Genomic DNA, 16,995 nt, shown 5'->3' with positions numbered 1-16,995 from the left:
TGTCAAATAATATTTTATAAAGAGCCTTTTAAAAGCTGCACAATCAAGGGGTCAGAGCCTAAAGTTATTCTTTCTGAAAAGCAATGATAGTTATATCGTCATTGATAAATGTGTTAAAACTATTAGAATTTAATCCCATAAGTGATCTACACAGATTTTCTAATGAGCCAGTAGTATTTTGCCCTTCAATTATTTCTTTTAGCTTATCATACTCATTTTTAAAAGAATCTTGTAAGTTTTTACTTTGAGCATAAATGAATTCGGGCAGTCCATCAGTATAAAGAAGCACTGTATCTTTCTTTTTAAAAGGAACTATTGTTGGCTGATATTTATAGTTGGAAGAAAGCCCAATGATTGGGCCATGGGGTTTAATAAAATTAACTATCCCATCTGATATTACGCATGCAGGAGGGTGACCTGCTGAAACTATTGATAGTTTGCCTTCATTCAGATGAATATCAGCAATAAGGCAGGTAAAAACTATTGCATAATCCTTGAATAATTCCATGAATCGCTGGTTTAGAAAGGTGAGCAAATCCTGCGGTGAATGCATTGTTTCCTTAACAGATGAGTACTCTGAAAGAATTTTTATAGTATTAAGTGAAGCAGTAATCCCGTGACCGGTAGCATCAGCTATAAATATCCTGATGATATCTGGAGTGAGTGTAATAATATCATACACATCACCACTTAACTCTGCTAATGGATGGTACATAACATGGAATTGGAGTCCTGGTATATGTGTGGGGCATGCCATGAGACGTTTCTGGAAAACTTTGGCAACTTCCATATCTTCCTTGATTACCCGCTCCCAGGAAAGTATTTGCGTTGCCATCTGCTTTAACTCAATACTTCTTTGATAAAGACCTCTGTTCAATTCCATCTCTTTATTGAGTTCATGCACAATTGAACGCTCTATTTCCAGCATTTGTTTAATGGCTAATTGATTCTCAATCCTGATGAGTAGCTCACTTCGGGTAAATGGCTTGGTAATGTAATCATTGGCACCGGTAACAAAACCCCGCACCATATCTGATGCACTATCGCGAGCTGTTACCATAATAATGGGGATGTTAATAAATTTTTCTGCCTGGCGTATTTTCTGGCATACTTCATATCCGCTCATTCCAGGAAGCATGAGATCCAGAAGTACAAGATCAATGTTGTGTTTTTCCATAAGTTCAAGAGCTGTTGGTCCATCGTATGCAGGTATTAGTTCATATCCTGCTATTGTACAGAAACCCTCAATTACTTTGCGATTAACCTCATCGTCATCAACAACCAGGATTTTAGCTTTTGTGAAAAATGGGATTTTTTCAAGAGCTTCATCCTGTTCAAAAGATGAAGGAGCAATTTCTTGAGGTAGCACAAGGCTATCAGTTTCTGCTTCAATTTGTTTGATTTTTTGTATACCACGGGTTTTGGGCTCTTTTGGGAGTGTAACAATGAAGGATGTTCCCCTACCTTTTTGGCTTTCAATATGAATGGACCCACCATGAAGTTCCACTAAATATTTTGTTATTGGGAGTCCAAGGCCTGTACCTCCATAATGACGACTGTCTGCGCTTTCTGCCTGTACAAATGGATTCCATATCCTTTCTCTATCGCTATCGTCTATACCCGGGCCTTCATCGCTCACTGAAATTATTACACCCTCGTTATATGATTCTACATTTACGGTAATAGTGCCTTTATCTGAAAATTTAATAGCATTTCCCACCAGGTTAATGAGTATCTGTCTTAGGCGGGTACGGTCAGCAACTATCTCACAGGGTCCTGAAGATTTTACTGTTAGCGATAGTCCCTTTTTATTAGCTTCAGGAGTTAATAGTGATACAATCGTTGCTGCAACCTGTTCCACCAGTATATGCTCAAGGAATAGATCAACCTTCCCTGCACGCAGCTTGCTGAAATCAAGGATGTCACTTACCATTGTGTTGAGATGCGATGCCTCATCCCGTATAAGTGCCAGATTTTGTATTTGTTTTTCGGTCACCGGTCCGCATGAACCATCCATAATAGTTTCTGCAATCCCTATTATTCCATGGAGTGGGGTTTTAAGTTCGTGGCTGGTAGTAGCAAGGAAATCATCTTTCATCTTATCAAGAACAAGAAGTTTTGAATGGGCTTTTTCAAGATCGGAAAATACCTGTGCATAGCGTGAAGCAAGGACAAGAGAAAAAACAAATATCATTGCCATAAATGGTTCAATTGATGAAGGGGTATAATCTATAATATGAAGCCATGTAAGAATTGATAAGAATATAAATAAATAAGCTGTTCCAATTCCTATTAATATTTTTACAGCATGAGGTCTTCGTATCCTGATTGCATACATACATAAAATAGCAGTATAAATCATATATATCAGGCAGGTTAACAGGAAAATCCTGAATAGATACATACGGTATGATTCAACTAATCCTCTAATAACGATTTCCGTAGTGCAGTAGATTAATAAAAACAGTAATAGTGAAAGAAGAATTTTTGAAAACAGGTTGTATCGTAATGTTAAAAAGGAATGGATAAATAAAATTGCACAAATAACAATGCTCACAGAACCACAATATGCTGAAACAAGATAGGCAATTCTTGAGTCAATAATCCATAGTATGATACCAACATATCCTGCAGCCCATAGCGCAAATGAAAAAGCCATACCTGAAAAATAAAGATAAAATCGTTCTTTTCGTCGGTAGTAATAGAGAATAATGAAATATAATGATAAAAATAAATTAATTCCCAACAATAATCCGTAATATAAATTATTCTGAACAAATTTTTTAGTTATTTCTGGCAGAGTCCCTATGTGCAGTATGCCTTCAAAACCAGAATTATAGTCAAAAGAGCCCATTCGTATAGCAATTACATTGTGTTCATTTTTTAGTATATCATGGGGAAGAACAATAATATCAGGTTTGCCAAGCTTCAGTGGTGAAATGCCATTTATAAAAGGACGTGTTTCTTTAACCAATACTCCATTTAAATAAAATTGAGCTCCTCGATAATGTATTGGCACTAACAGTGCAAGGTCACCTTTATAGTCATTACAAAGAATGCAGTTGAAAACAAGCCTGTACCAAACATTTCCCTTATAATTTCGAAATTCTTTTTGAGTATGCCATGGTTGATTTATAGCCCAGATCTGCCAGTTAGAATGATCAAAATTTTTTTCTTTATAACTATCTGAATCTTCAGCCCGGAAATACCATAATTTTGGTAAAGGCATAATTGTTTCCGAAAAAGAAAAAACATGATCTTCCTTAAGATCAAATGGCAAAACTGGAGTATGAAATGCAAAGAGCAAAAATGATAATACTATAAATATTCTGTAAAAAACAATCACAATTTAATAATCCTTAAGATTTGTTTCAGTTGAATTAATAATATTCTGTCTATTATTAATTAAAGTTTTGCAATCATCAAGTGATACACCAGTATAATCAATTGAATCAAAAAAACTCTTTAGTTCTGCTGCATCACCTTTTTTTAGTAGCTCAATGAATTTCTTTCCAACGTCACGATTCCCTGCTTCTTTTGCAATAAAATCAATAAAATCTGCCATGATTGGTTACCTCCTGATACATTTTTTATGCTCTAAAATAGAGTAGATATACTGAAATAAATCAATCAAAATTTTATCATATCTAAGAAAAATAGAATTATTGATTGTCAAAAAAAAGTTTACGGTTTTTAATATTATAGATTACTATTTCATTCAAAATTCATAGGTGTCCTTCATGCAATCATGGGATGATAATGAACATTCGCATGCTTATGCCAAAAATGGGAGCATTTGTGAAGAATACAGAGCATTTTTCTATGTGCTTTTGAACGATGCAATAATTACCCTTGTACGTTCTCTGCCCCGTTCAGTTCAAACATCTGCAATGATCTTCTTTATACAACATACCGGTATTGAGCCTGGTGAAAATATGGATTTTTTCAGGAATTATTATTCACCTATATGGTCAATTATTCCTCATATCATAACAAGGAGTACAGATACACAGGTTAAACAGGAGTTTATGTATCGTGCTGCGATAGCTCATGCAATGGTTATGTTCCTTCATTCATTAGATAATCATATTAATGATGGCCAGGTTGTACCAGATCATTTGACTCTCCTGATCCGAAGTCAGGCATGGAAACTATTCTGGGATTCTATTTCAATTTTATGCCCAATTATTCATAAAGGGGAGGAGATAGTCAATAGCTGTCTGGATAGATATTATGCAAGTATGATCACGTATAAAGTCATTGATGACCTGGAAGAATATCTACATATTTTCAGGGATCAAATGGCTACGGGGCTTATTGTCCCACTGCTTGCTGTAGAATTAGCAGGGGACATATCTATGGAAGAAAGTGTCAAAAATTCACTTGAGAGTTTTGGTTTAGCCTGGCGGATATATGATGATATCCAGGACATGATGGATGATCTGAATAATGGACGGAATTCTGCAGTGACTCTTAGCCTGCCCGGGGAAGTGCGTTGTCGCTGGAATGAATTTTTAAAAATAGGAACCACCGTAATTGAAGGGGAAAATATACCAGAGCATAAAAATGATAACATCAATATGCTTGAAGAAATGATACAGGATTCAGGTGTCATCCCTATTCTTAAAAAAAGGATTATTAAGGAATTAAAAACTGCTGCAAAACATGTGGAAGATATTGGCCTTCCTGGCCTTTCAGATGAAATAATGAAATTACTTGTTCATTTTGTTCAGGGGATAGATAGAAGTTGATAGTGGAGAATGCAATGTCAGCGATTAATTCTATACCATCTGAAATTCTGGAAGCTGTAAAGAAAGAAAACCTTTCAATTGAAGTTACCTCACGATGTACCAGTAACTGTACCTATTGCTTTGTACGATCTGGTTGTATTGAATATCATGATCTTGATTTTGAAACAGTATTCTCCATACTAATGGAAGGTTACGAAATTGGCTATCGACATCTCCATATAACAGGAGGTGAACCACTATTGTGGGGATATCTTTTTGATATTTTAAAAGATGCTATTTCAATGGGTTATGAGTCAATTTTTTTAAATACAAATGGATTTTTGTTAGATTGTAAAACATTACAGCAACTTGAATCTATAAAAGAATTGAATCTTTCTATCAGCTTATTGGGATTTGAAGCAATACATGATACTTTCCGTGGTTATAATTCTTTTGTTAAAACAACACAAGGGATTGAAATGGCACTATACCATACTATTCCAGTATATCTTTTCTGCGTGATTGGAAAAAGCCTTTTACCACATGTACCACATTTTATACAATGGGCATACAAGAAATTTCCAGGTATAAAGGAAATTACCTTAATACAACTTATTCGTGTTGCCAATAATGGTTTTGATATATCCAATGAATTGTTATCACCTGATGATTTTCTATCATTAGTAAAAATGGTTTCTATGTTAAATGTATATGGTTTTAATGTTTCATTGCTTGAAAACCCTCTTGCAACAGTTGCAGCTCACATATTACAATTGCCATGGTTTTGCAATACACCACAACTGGTAAGACCAGGGAAAATCACAATATTGGCTGATAAACGCATTACGGTAGCTCATTCCATACATCAATCATTAGGAGTATACAGCCCGGGTGAAATTATTCGTATCATTTCATCCCAGGATTATATGGACACAGTTGGAAAAGATGCTACAATATGTTCTTTATGTAAATATGAGGCTATATGTCGTAAAGCAGGGATGAAGCACCTATCAGAGCCTTTCAGGGATATGAATGAAAATATTCCCTATTGTAAACGTGTGCTTGATAGCATATGGTAACTAACTCTGTGCTATTACTTTTTATGCAGTTATACAATGCCATAAATATCACTACAAAAGAAAAAAGAGGGTCAGAGCATCAATATGCTCTCAATCAAACTCACTTGCCTGCATACAGATTTTGGCAACTTTCGTAAAGTAAACAAATGCAAGCAAAAAGCATATATTTTACTTGAAATTTTGAATATGACTATAGATAGTTTAAAAAATGAAATAAATTGTTTCCACTATAATGAAACATAACATCAAACCTGATGAAAAAAAGATATCCAAAAAATAATACATTCAAGGAGGTTTTCAATGAAAGCATGTGTTACTGGTGCAACTGGTTTTATTGGAGGAAATTTAGTTAAAGCATTGCTGGCAAAAAAGCATTCAGTAAAGACACTGGTATTACCCAACGACCCCAAAATTCCGGAACTAAAAAAGAATAAAGTAGAGGTTGTGCAGGGTGATATCAGGGATCTTGAATCTGTTAAAAAAGCAGTAAACGGTTGCGATGTGGTATTTAACTGTGCTGCTGTGGTGACTGACTGGGCACCGCAAAAGCTTTTTGAAGAGGTTACCGTAGGTGGAGCAAAGAATGTTTGTGAAGCTGCAGTATGGGCAAAGGTTAAGCGCCTTGTTGATATTTCCACCAATGATGTATTTGGCCTGCGAGAAGATGTGGTTATGGATGAATCCTTCCCGCTTGAACCCTGGGGGGAACCCTATCCTGATTATAAAATCAAAGCCGAAGAAGTGATGTGGCGCTACCATCGTGAAAAAAAGCTCCCCGTAACCATGGTATACCCTTGTTGGGTGTATGGACCTGGTGACCAGACATTTGTGCCGCTTTTAGCGGATGCCATTATCAAACGCGAGCTTATCTTCTGGCGCAAAGATGTACTGGTGTGGCCAACCTATGTTGAAAATCTTGTAGATTTACTATTGTTGATTGCCGTTGATAAACGCGCTATTGGTAATGGCTATCTGGTGCATGATGGAGAAAGCGTTACGTTGCAAAAATTTTGCGAAGGTATTGCCAATGCTTTAGGTGTTAAACCCATCAAAACCCATATACCCTACTGGACAGCATATATGGCAGCTGTGGTCATGGAATCGTTATGGAAATTATTTGCTATAGAAAAGCGTCCTCTACTCACCACGTATACCGTAAAAAATTTAGGGTCGCGCCTGCAATTCAGCATTGATAAGGCAAAACGGGAGTTGGGCTGGGTACCAAAAATCTCTTTTCAGGAAGGCTTTACGCGCACCATGCAGTGGCTGAAAAGCCTTGACCTTGAATCATTGAAGACAAAGTAAAACGTTTCTCATGATTATGGCACAAAAGATCAAACGTGATGAAAATAAAATATATGCAAAGTCATCCTGAACTTGATTCAGGAACTCAAATCAATGAGAGATTCCGAATCCAGTTCGGAATGACGGTATTGTAATTCCTGATCTAGTTCGTAATGACATTTATAAAATCATATTTTCAGAGGAGATAGTTACTATGGAAAATTTTGCAGGTAAAACAGTCTTTATCACAGGCGGCTCAAGTGGTATAGGCCTTTCAGTAGCCAAGCTTCTTTCAGGGCAGGGAGCCAATATTGCTATCTTTGCCCGCAACCGTGTGCGCCTTGAAGAAGCAATGAAACAAATTGAACAGGCAAAAAAGCGCCATGGACAGCGCTTTGCCTGGTATCAGTGCGATGTTGCAGACAATGCACAGGTTAAAAAAGTTTTTACGCAGGCTTTACGTCAGTTTGACTCATGTGATATTCTCATCAATTGTGCTGGCAGGGCCTATCCAAAGTATTTTGAAGATATAAGCTATAAGCAGTTTGAAGAAACCATGAAAATAAATCTCTTTGGAATATGGAATACCTGTTCATTTATGGTGCCGCACATGAAACAAAAAGGAGGATATATCGTTAATACCTCATCGGTAGCAGGGCTTGTGGGTGTGTTTGGATATGCCGATTATAGCGCATCAAAATTTGCTATTGTAGGTTTTTCAGAGGTATTGCGCAGTGAATTAAAGCCATATAACATTACCGTATCGGTGCTCTGTCCCCCTGACACCGACACTCCTGGCTTTGAAGTTGAAAATAAAACAAAGCCTGATGAAACCAAAGAAATATCTAAATCGGCAAAGCTTATGACACCCGATGAAGTGGCACAGGCCTTGCTTAAAGGCATGAAAAAGAAAAAATTTATTATCCTTGCAAACGGTGATAGTAAATTTACCTGGATTGCTAAACGGTATGCTCCGTGGCTTGTTGAAGCAGTAATGGATAGTCAAATAAAAAAGGTGCAAAAGAAAAAGGGTAAAAAATAATAACAGGAGGTTTTATGTCATTAAAAACAACAGCATATTTGGCGATAGTTACCGGGATAGGGATCCTTTTATTCTGGATTGCCTTTTTCACGGTAGGGCTTGCTCCGGAAAATCCGCCAGCATGCTATTTTGCCTATGAACATTCCTTCCCCGTGCCTGATACAGTATTGGCCATATCGTTAATTATAGGTGGCATGCTAGCAATAAAAAAAGGGGTAGCCTCACTGGTACTACTTTTACCGGCAAGTGGTGGATTGATATTTTTAGGGTTACTTGATATGGCGTTCAACTGGCAGAATGGCATGTACACAATCACAGTAATGGATGGAGTGCTCAACGCATTTATTAATATTTGGTGTGTGGTTTTTGGATTGTGTGCTATACTGTCACTACAGCGTGAATTTATGAAAAAGTCTTGACAGGTAACAAGCTCTTTCGTATTTACATTGCATCCTTAAAAGTAATTACTATTTTTTATGGGCGATTAGCTCAGCCTGGTTAGAGCGCCTGCTCGACACGCAGGAGGTCACTGGTTCAACTCCAGTATCGCCCAATTTTTTATTATAAAGGCTTTTAAAAATGGCAACGGTACAGTTACAAAACGGGAAAACACTGGAAATACAGGATGGCAAAACGCTGCTTGACGTTGTTGCCCAGCTTAATGGAAAGAGTAAACCTGTTGCAGCCAGAATAAACGGGGCACTGAAAGATCTCCGAACGCCTGTAAGCGGCACCACACAGGTTGAGCTTGTTTCATTTGATAGCCCTGAAGGAAGGGATGTGTTCTGGCATTCTGCATCGCACCTTATGGCTCAGGCAGTAAAACGGCTTTTCCCTGAAGTGAAGGTATCTATTGGTCCTGCTATCGACACGGGTTTTTACTATGATTTTGATAAACCCGGCGGTTTTACCCAGGAAGATTTAGAAAAAATAGAAGAGGTAATGAAGCAGATAGTTACTGAGGATATACCCATTATCCGCAAAGAATTATCGCGAAAGGATGCCATAGATTTATTTTCAACGTTAGGTGAAATCTATAAAGTTGAACTGTTACAGGAACTATCGGACGAAATTGTTTCATTATATGAACAGGGCGATTTTGTTGATCTATGCCGTGGACCGCATCTTCCCAGTACCGGCTACATCAAAGCGTTTAAGCTTTTAAGTATTGCTGGTGCCTACTGGCGTGGTGATGAAAAAAACAAGATGCTGCAGCGCATTTATGGTGTTGCTTTTCCTGATGAAAAGATGCTTAAAGAGCACTTAGCTTTCTTAGAGGAAATAAAAAAGCGCGATCACAGGATATTAGGTAAGGAGTTAGATTTATTCAGCATTCACGAGGATGCAGGCGGTGGTCTTATTTACTGGCATCCAAAGGGTGGAAGGCTAAGGGCAATCTTAGAACAGTGGTGGCGTGACGAGCACTTTAAAAATGGCTATGAGATATTATATACACCACATATTGGGCGTGCAACATTGTGGGAAACATCAGGGCATTTAGATTTCTACAAAGAAAATATGTATTCGCCCATGGATATTGATGGCAATGACTACTATATAAAACCAATGAACTGTCCCTTCCATATCAAGATTTATCAAACCAGCCTGCACTCCTACAGGGATCTGCCGCTGCGGTGGGCAGAGCTTGGCACAGTGTACCGGTATGAAAAGTCGGGCGTGTTGCACGGATTGCTGCGCGTGCGCGGGTTTACGCAGGATGATGCGCATATCTTCTGTACTCCTGAACAAATGGAAGATGAAGTACGCGAGGTGTTACGTTTTTCACTGTATATGTGGAAGGTGTTGGGATTTTCCAATATCAAAGCATATTTAGCAACAAAACCTGAAAAATCAGTGGGCGATAGTAGCCGATGGATAGATGCACAGGAATCGTTAAAAAAAGCTGTAGAGGCTGAAAAGCTGGATATAGAAGTTGATGAAGGTGGTGGAGCATTCTATGGGCCAAAAATTGACCTTAAAGTAAAAGATGCATTGGGCCGTGAATGGCAGATGACCACCATACAGTTTGATTTCAATCTTCCTGATCGGTTTGACCTTTACTATATTGGTAGCGATGCACAGAAGCACCGGCCGTACATGATACACAGGGCACTGTTAGGATCAATGGAGCGCTTCATAGGCATTTTAACCGAACATTATGCCGGGAGGTTTCCTGTATGGTTGTCGCCAGTACAGGTAATCCTGGTCAATGTGGGGCCTGAACAGGCTGATTATACAAGAGATCTGGCCAAGAAACTGCTCTTGCAGGGAATACGGGCTAAAACTGATCTGCGTGATGAGACAATAAAATATAAGATACGTGATGCTATTGAACAGAAAGTTCCCTATATAGGTGTTATTGGTGGCAGGGAAATGCAGGAAAATACTATTGCTGTGCGTAAACGAGGCGAGCAGAAGCCTGAAACAATGAAAACGGAAGATTTTATTACATTCATTCAGAGGCAGATAGCTGATAAACAATAGGTGTGTGTAATCTTGTGATCAGAATATGAAGATGTGTTCATTCACCCTACTTTTAGTAACCTAAGGGTGCAGTGCATAAGATAATATTTTTTGTGTTTTTGTACAAATTGTTGTTGATTAATATATAACAGTGATAAGATGTGGAAAATTTTTTCGTTGAAATATTTCCTATACTACGGTATATAGTATATCAATTAGTTTATAAATTTTGTGTATAGAAAAAGTGTAAGGAGGGTAACATAGACCGGGTTGATACCAAGCGTTTCAGGGTAAATGAGGAGATACGAGCCTCTATGGTTCGTTTAGTTGGCGAAGATGGTGGGCCACAGGTAATTCCATTACAGGAAGCATTACAGAAAGCGCAGGATAAAGGGCTGGATTTAGTTGAAATATCGCCCAATCAGGATCCACCAGTTGTGAAAATCATAGATTACAGCAAATTCAAATTTGAGCAAATCAAAAAAGCCAAAGAAGCCAAAAAGAAACAGAAGGTCATTCAGGTAAAAGAGATTAAATTTAGACCTTCTATTGATATACATGATTTTCAACATAAGGTGCGCCACGCACGTGAATTCATTGAGGAAGGCAATAAGGTAAAATTCACTGTCATGTTCAGAGGAAGGGAAGTGGTGCATAGCGATTTGGGATTCAAGGTGTTGGAAGATGTGAAACAGGCTTTAGAAGATGTAGCGTTAGTAGAAACTAATCCTTCAAAAGAAGGCAGAAATATAACCATGATAATGGCTCCAATGTCAGCTGCACAGAAGAAGCGGATTCAGGAGCACAATAACCAATAAGTGAAGAGAGGTATACGATGCCCAAGTTAAAAACCAGCAGTGGAGCAAAGAAGCGTTTTAAAGTGACAGCTACTGGCAAGATAAAACGTGCAAAAGGATGGAAAAGCCATCTATTGGAATCAAAAAGCCCAAAGCGCAAACGTGCGTTGAGAAAGGCTTCATATGTATCTGATTCAGATGCAAAGCGTTTTGCGCGATTACTGCCATATTCATAATACAGTGAGGTACACATTATGCCACGAGCAACAACAGGTAAGGTTCATCATAAAAGACGAGAAAAGATATTGAAAGATGTTAAAGGTTTTTACGGTGCACGTAAAAACCTGTGGCGAACTGCAAAAGATGCCCGCAGAAAAAAGTTGCAGAATTCGTATAAGGATAGAAGGCGTAAAAAGCGAGATTTCAGGGCATTATGGATTATGCGCATTAATGCCGCTGCACGGCTTTATGGTATTTCATACAGCCGCCTCATTGACGGTATGAAGAAAGCCAATATCCTTATTGATCGTAAAATGCTGGCTGAACTTGCAGTTAGCGATACCAATGCTTTCAAAGCAATTGTTGAAAAGGTAACCAACAAAGCTGCATAGTAATGTAATTGATTATGCTATTCAAACAAGAAATTACAAGCGCCATTATTGTGGCGCTTTTTGTTTTTATGGTAACTATCTCCAATAACCAGGCTACCGGCAGGCCATTAACACCTTCAATGTATACTGTTGATGAGGGTTCAATTGAAGGGTATTTAGGTATAGATGTAATTCAAACAAAATCAACATATAGCAAAGAAACCATGCACATGCAAACAGGCATAGTGCCCGGGACTGATATCAGGTTTTCTGCTTCACTGTTACAGCCCACTCTGCATGAACTATCGAACAATACCATAGGAGATTGCGCAATTGGTATCTGGCACAGTTTTGGGCTGTTATGGAATACTGTGGCATCAGGTATGCTCATTGAATTGGGATTACCAACCGCTCCCGATGCATATTTTAATGAAAAAACCTTTCCTACCGAGTTAGGATTTACAACATTTTCATTACATTTTGTGGCTGCATATAATAAACATGCAATGACTCTACTATTTTCCGGCTGTTATACATTTATACCCGAACCTGGTGAATCGGTATTTGAAGGGCTTACGTTTAATGTAACTCGTTCAAGTACCTGGAGCAGCTTATTTGGTTTAAACCCATGGAAAAAAGATAGTATGCTTTATTACAAAAAATTATCAGATGATATAGGCTCTTTTTCTTTAACTTTTGTTTATGAGATATACCCTGTGATACCGTATGTATCCTTTTGTGTAGGAGATAGGATTAATAACAGCTCTGTATATGGAGAGCATGGATTGCCTGTTTTGTATAAAGGATATAATGATACACTCTTTCTGGTTATTTCTTTAGGTGTCCGGTATTTTTTTAGTGAAAAAACATACATTGGTTCTGGATTAGTATACAATGCATTGCAAGATTATAATTATTCCCTGCGTTATGCAATTGGGATAGAGGTAGCATCGGTATGGTAATTTTTTATAATAAAAATTAAAAAAATTCTCTTGATTTTATACTGTGATGATTATACTTTATTGTTACTGATGTAAAGGGTAACCTGGTACATTGTTTGTCAGTCAATGTAAACGGTTGCCAGAGTTATTGAGTATTTTTAAAAGTATGCTGATTTTTTTTTTAGATGAATGGTATAATATTTTAGTTTATTGATGTTTTTTTTGTGCCGACATTTAATACAGTAAAACTTTTATAAAATGATTAATTCGGGAGGATTTTCTCATGATTACAATGCAGCAATTAGAGGAGCTTGAAAGCAGGATTATAAAAGCATTACAGCTTATTGGAGATCTTAGAGCCGAAAATGCCAAGTTAGAATCAGATAATGAATCGCTAAAAGTACAGGCTGAAGAAGCGCGTCTGAGCTTAGAAGAAAAGGAGCAGGAAATAGCACGGCTTAAAAAGGAGATAGAGAATGCTACCAATGAGCTTTATCAGATTAAGCAGCGCGAGGAAGTGCTGGAAAAGAAGATTATTGAAATGCTGGGTAAACTTGATACATTAAAATCGGGTAAAGCTCCTGCATTTGACGCAAAACCAGAGCCGCAGCCAGAGCAACCAAAACCACAACGCCCTGAACCAAAACCTGTAGAGGAATTTCTGGAAGAGAAACCAGAAGAAGAGGATATTATCATTATTGATGATACGCAAGGCTCAAAGGGTGATGTGGAAGTTGAAACCCTCCCAACAGAAGAAGATGAAATCGTATTACTGGATGATACAGATGAAGAGATAGTTATTGATGATGTTGATGGGGATTTGATAATCATTGATGAAGAAACAACGGAAAAGAAAGAATCAAAAGACAAAATTTCTGATGATGAAGATTTTATAATTATTGAGGATGATGAAAAATGATATCAGGTGTGCATAATCCCAATAAGGTAAAAGTAACCATACTGGGGCAGGTTTATACAATCGAAGGAGATGCATCAGCTGATTATATAGCAAGAGTTGCTGATTTTGTTAACGCAAAAATGGATGATGTTGCAAACAACATAACAAATGCAAGCCCACTGCAGATTGCAATCCTTGCTGCGCTAAATATTGCGGACGAACTCTTTCAGATTAAAGAATCTGAGTATATGGCAACTGATGAAATCCGTGAAAAAACCAATATGCTCATTTCAATGCTTGACGAGGGGTTGATTGGAGATGTTTTCAGTATATCCGGGAAACCCCGTCAGCATCTATAAATAGATAGTATGAATGAAATAATAAATATCCAAAAAAAATTTTACCTGCATTGCACTTTTACTACATTCCAGTGATATATACTAATAACAATGAGTCAAACTTTTAAAGCTCTGACAGATGAAGAATTGGTTAAGTGTGTGATTGATGGCAATGACCAGGCATTTGAAGAGCTTTACCAGCGTTATTCTGAACGTATTTTTAAGCTGTTATATAGCTATGTTTACAATGAGGAAGACGCAATAGATCTTATGCACGATGTATTTATAAGAGCTTACAGGCATTTGCATAAGTTTGATATTACGCGCACATTTTCTTCATGGATCTATAAGATTGCAATTAATTGTGCCAAGAATCACAGGTATAAAGTACGTAAAACTGATACCATGATTGAAAGGGAAGAACAGCGTCTGATACAGGCAGAAGGGGTAAAAACACCTGAAGAACATATCATTGATAATGAATTGGCTCAAGAGTTTTCTTTAGCTGTTGATACATTAACTGATAAATTTAGGGAAGTATTCCTGTTACGGTTTGGGCAGCAATTGCAATATAGTGATATTGCAACAATTTTAAATATTTCAGAACGCACTGCAAAATGGCGTATGGAAAGAGCTATCATGTATATCACGGACTTTCTTAAAAAAAGGGGAGCCATATAACATTTCATGTATAACTGGGTGTTGAAAGAGAGATATACTGTGATTATAGGATTGTTATGAATAGATGGGCTGATGATAAAGAACTGTATTCAGAAATAGCCGGGTATGCCGGTGATTCGGCAGATGCTTTGTTTACATTACTGCATAACTGGCAATCATCATTACCTGCCTTGCGTGACACAGGTACGTATAACGATATCATTGAACAGTCAAGAACATCAAAATCATATTCAAAACAGATACTTTCAGTTGTTGCGGCAGGAGTAGCTGCTATTGTTATATTTGGTATTGTACTTTTTAACCGCTTTATGGAAAAACCTGCTCAATCGCATGCACTATGTAAAGCTGTTGTTGGCAATGTTATGATACAAAGGGGTAAGGAAAATATTCATCTTACCAACGGTATGGAAGTGTTGCAATCTGATATTATTGTATGTGATAAAAGCTCAATGGCGGTAATAGAGATTGGCTCAGCAACATTACATATTGACGCAAATTCTAAAGTTTCACTTGATTCTCTGCAACAAAAACAGGTGCTATCGCTTGCTACTTCAATGGATAAAGGTATACTTTATGCAACAGTGCAGAAATTGCAAAAAGGAGATAGTGTTTTAGTAAAAACAAAAACTGCAGTTGCAGGTATTCGCGGAACTTCTTTTCTGGTAAAATCCGATAGCCAGTCAACCAAACTGGTTGTGCTTGATGGCAAGGTGATTCTATCGCCACGCTTACAGGATAGCCAACAGGAAGATATTACAGGTGTTGTGGTTGATGGAGGAAAATCCTGTGTTATCGATACCCGTACACTGAGAACCATACAAAAAGCTATTAGAGAAAAAAAGGTATCACTGGATGAAGCAATTCAGGAATCGATTCCTGTATCCGTAGCAGATGAAAAAGCGATAAACGTCCTTCATGCGCTTAATCAGGATGTGAGTGAAGTTGTCATTGATGAGGAAAAACCTTCCAGTATTAATGATCTTTATCCTATTGTTTCTATCACGCCATTCAGGAATGCTGTAGTTGTAACAACAAATAACAGCATCTATTATTGTGAGAATAATCTTATAAAATGGACGCAGGATTTTTATCCATTATCTAAACCATATATATGGGATGATTTTATTATTTTTCAGAGTAAAATGTTGCAGGCTCTTGATACAAAAGGCAACAGTAAATGGGCCATAGAAATTGAAGGGAATAGTATTGGCGATAGTATTGTCCAGATACGTGATAAACTGGTAATTCCAACCACAAAAGGCTTACTGTATTTTATTAGTAAAAATGGCAAGATACTGCACAGGGTTGATTGCAATGCTCCAATTGTTTCAAGGCCCATTTCATTTGGTCAGATGGTATGTGTCGTAACTGCTGATGGATATCTGTATGCAATAGATATTGTGTTAGGTGTCAGCATTTACAGGAAACATATTGGGAAGGTTCTGGATAATGGTATTTTTGCCCGTTACCCTGAAATATATATAGTAACACCTGCTTCTATCCAAAAAATTCATCTTTTACGGGATGAAATTATATGGAGACATGACGACAGTGAGATAGTGGCAGCAGTAGAACATCCTCAAGGGATAGTATTTGCAACCGCTAAGGGTACATTAGGTAAAATCACAACTAACGGAACGTTAGAGTGGCGTATAAATCCCGGCAAAGAAATACATTCATTACAATATACCTCAAAGGGAATTGTCTGTATAGCTGAGAATGTTTTTTATCAAATTTCTGATAGCGGTGAAGTATTATGGTCGTATACGTTACCTACCAGAAATACTGAAATACTGTCAGTAACACCTAAAACAGTTTATATTCGCTCAGGAAACAGCTTCCTTGCCTTGCGGTTATAAATTACAAAATTGTTGTCAAACTGCAAATTTCTACTAACAAAAATGATGGACATTACTATAAAAATTAGTTTTTTTATTGAATACCTTTAAATACTGTTCATAATAAAAGGCTACAATATTCTGTGACAAAGGTACTAAACTTTTTCAGTAATAATTCCTTAAAAATTTTCATAATGAATATAGGGGCCGTCTCAAAACAAACTATGGGACGGCCTTTTTTTTTATTTTAAGTACTTGATACTGAAAAAAATTAAAAAATCCCATTTACTACTCATTTTCATGCAGGAATTTTC

16 protein-coding genes and 1 tRNA gene are annotated in these 16,995 nt (G+C 37.3%); 15 read left to right on the top strand and 2 right to left on the bottom strand.

Annotation, left to right across the window (positions count from 1 at the left end):
- Positions 1-64: 64 nt before the first annotated feature.
- Entirely contained in the window at positions 65-3,229 is a 3,165-nt protein-coding gene (locus tag AB1444_05180; protein ID MEW6526047.1) for a SpoIIE family protein phosphatase, read from the bottom strand.
- A gap of 120 nt (positions 3,230-3,349) precedes the next feature.
- Positions 3,350-3,565 carry a hypothetical protein gene (locus AB1444_05175; GenBank protein ID MEW6526046.1) on the bottom strand — a complete coding sequence of 72 codons (216 nt, stop codon included), beginning with the start codon at positions 3,563-3,565 and terminating at the stop codon, positions 3,350-3,352.
- 175 nt (positions 3,566-3,740) lie between these two features.
- Here AB1444_05175 and AB1444_05170 point away from each other — a divergent pair, with 175 nt between their 5' ends.
- The 15 genes from AB1444_05170 to AB1444_05100 all read left to right on the top strand — a co-directional run bounded on the left by AB1444_05170 (position 3,741) and on the right by AB1444_05100 (position 16,702).
- Complete coding sequence (locus AB1444_05170; GenBank protein MEW6526045.1) at positions 3,741-4,751, top strand: hypothetical protein; 1,011 nt, start codon at positions 3,741-3,743, stop codon at positions 4,749-4,751.
- Positions 4,752-4,765: 14 nt separating this feature from the next.
- A complete protein-coding gene (locus AB1444_05165) occupies positions 4,766-5,809 on the top strand; it encodes a radical SAM protein (protein ID MEW6526044.1) in 1,044 nt (347 codons plus the stop codon).
- A 300-nt stretch (positions 5,810-6,109) separates the two neighbouring features.
- The gene (locus AB1444_05160; GenBank protein MEW6526043.1) at positions 6,110-7,114 is read left to right on the top strand and encodes an NAD-dependent epimerase/dehydratase family protein; all 1,005 of its coding nucleotides are present in this window, start codon (positions 6,110-6,112) and stop codon (positions 7,112-7,114) included.
- Between the two features lie 193 nt (positions 7,115-7,307).
- The gene (locus AB1444_05155) at positions 7,308-8,135 is read left to right on the top strand and encodes an SDR family oxidoreductase (protein ID MEW6526042.1); all 828 of its coding nucleotides are present in this window, start codon (positions 7,308-7,310) and stop codon (positions 8,133-8,135) included.
- A gap of 14 nt (positions 8,136-8,149) precedes the next feature.
- The gene (locus AB1444_05150) at positions 8,150-8,554 is read left to right on the top strand and encodes a hypothetical protein (GenBank protein ID MEW6526041.1); all 405 of its coding nucleotides are present in this window, start codon (positions 8,150-8,152) and stop codon (positions 8,552-8,554) included.
- A 59-nt stretch (positions 8,555-8,613) separates the two neighbouring features.
- Positions 8,614-8,688, top strand: a tRNA-Val gene (locus AB1444_05145).
- Positions 8,689-8,714: 26 nt separating this feature from the next.
- A complete protein-coding gene (thrS, locus tag AB1444_05140) occupies positions 8,715-10,619 on the top strand; it encodes a threonine--tRNA ligase (GenBank protein ID MEW6526040.1) in 1,905 nt (634 codons plus the stop codon).
- A gap of 239 nt (positions 10,620-10,858) precedes the next feature.
- Positions 10,859-11,416 carry a translation initiation factor IF-3 gene (infC, locus tag AB1444_05135; protein ID MEW6526039.1) on the top strand — a complete coding sequence of 186 codons (558 nt, stop codon included), beginning with the start codon at positions 10,859-10,861 and terminating at the stop codon, positions 11,414-11,416.
- A 17-nt stretch (positions 11,417-11,433) separates the two neighbouring features.
- Positions 11,434-11,631, top strand: a complete 198-nt coding sequence (rpmI, locus tag AB1444_05130) for a 50S ribosomal protein L35 (protein MEW6526038.1) — start codon at positions 11,434-11,436, stop codon at positions 11,629-11,631.
- Between the two features lie 18 nt (positions 11,632-11,649).
- A complete protein-coding gene (gene rplT / locus AB1444_05125) occupies positions 11,650-12,006 on the top strand; it encodes a 50S ribosomal protein L20 (protein MEW6526037.1) in 357 nt (118 codons plus the stop codon).
- A 14-nt stretch (positions 12,007-12,020) separates the two neighbouring features.
- The gene (locus AB1444_05120) at positions 12,021-12,947 is read left to right on the top strand and encodes a hypothetical protein (GenBank protein ID MEW6526036.1); all 927 of its coding nucleotides are present in this window, start codon (positions 12,021-12,023) and stop codon (positions 12,945-12,947) included.
- Between the two features lie 262 nt (positions 12,948-13,209).
- Positions 13,210-13,845 carry a hypothetical protein gene (locus AB1444_05115; GenBank protein ID MEW6526035.1) on the top strand — a complete coding sequence of 212 codons (636 nt, stop codon included), beginning with the start codon at positions 13,210-13,212 and terminating at the stop codon, positions 13,843-13,845.
- Positions 13,842-14,183 (top strand): cell division protein ZapA, encoded by a 342-nt coding sequence (locus tag AB1444_05110; GenBank protein ID MEW6526034.1) that lies wholly within the window; start codon positions 13,842-13,844, stop codon positions 14,181-14,183. The genes AB1444_05115 and AB1444_05110 overlap by 4 nt, the downstream gene beginning before the upstream one ends.
- A 90-nt stretch (positions 14,184-14,273) precedes the next feature.
- Positions 14,274-14,843 (top strand): RNA polymerase sigma factor, encoded by a 570-nt coding sequence (locus AB1444_05105; GenBank protein ID MEW6526033.1) that lies wholly within the window; start codon positions 14,274-14,276, stop codon positions 14,841-14,843.
- Positions 14,844-14,899: 56 nt separating this feature from the next.
- Entirely contained in the window at positions 14,900-16,702 is a 1,803-nt protein-coding gene (locus AB1444_05100; GenBank protein ID MEW6526032.1) for a PQQ-binding-like beta-propeller repeat protein, read from the top strand.
- The last annotated feature ends 293 nt before the right edge of the window (positions 16,703-16,995 follow it).

Source organism: Spirochaetota bacterium (genome assembly GCA_040756435.1).
Taxonomy (GTDB): domain Bacteria; phylum Spirochaetota; class UBA4802; order UBA4802; family UB4802; genus UBA4802.
This window is presented reverse-complemented; position numbering and strand designations above follow the sequence as displayed.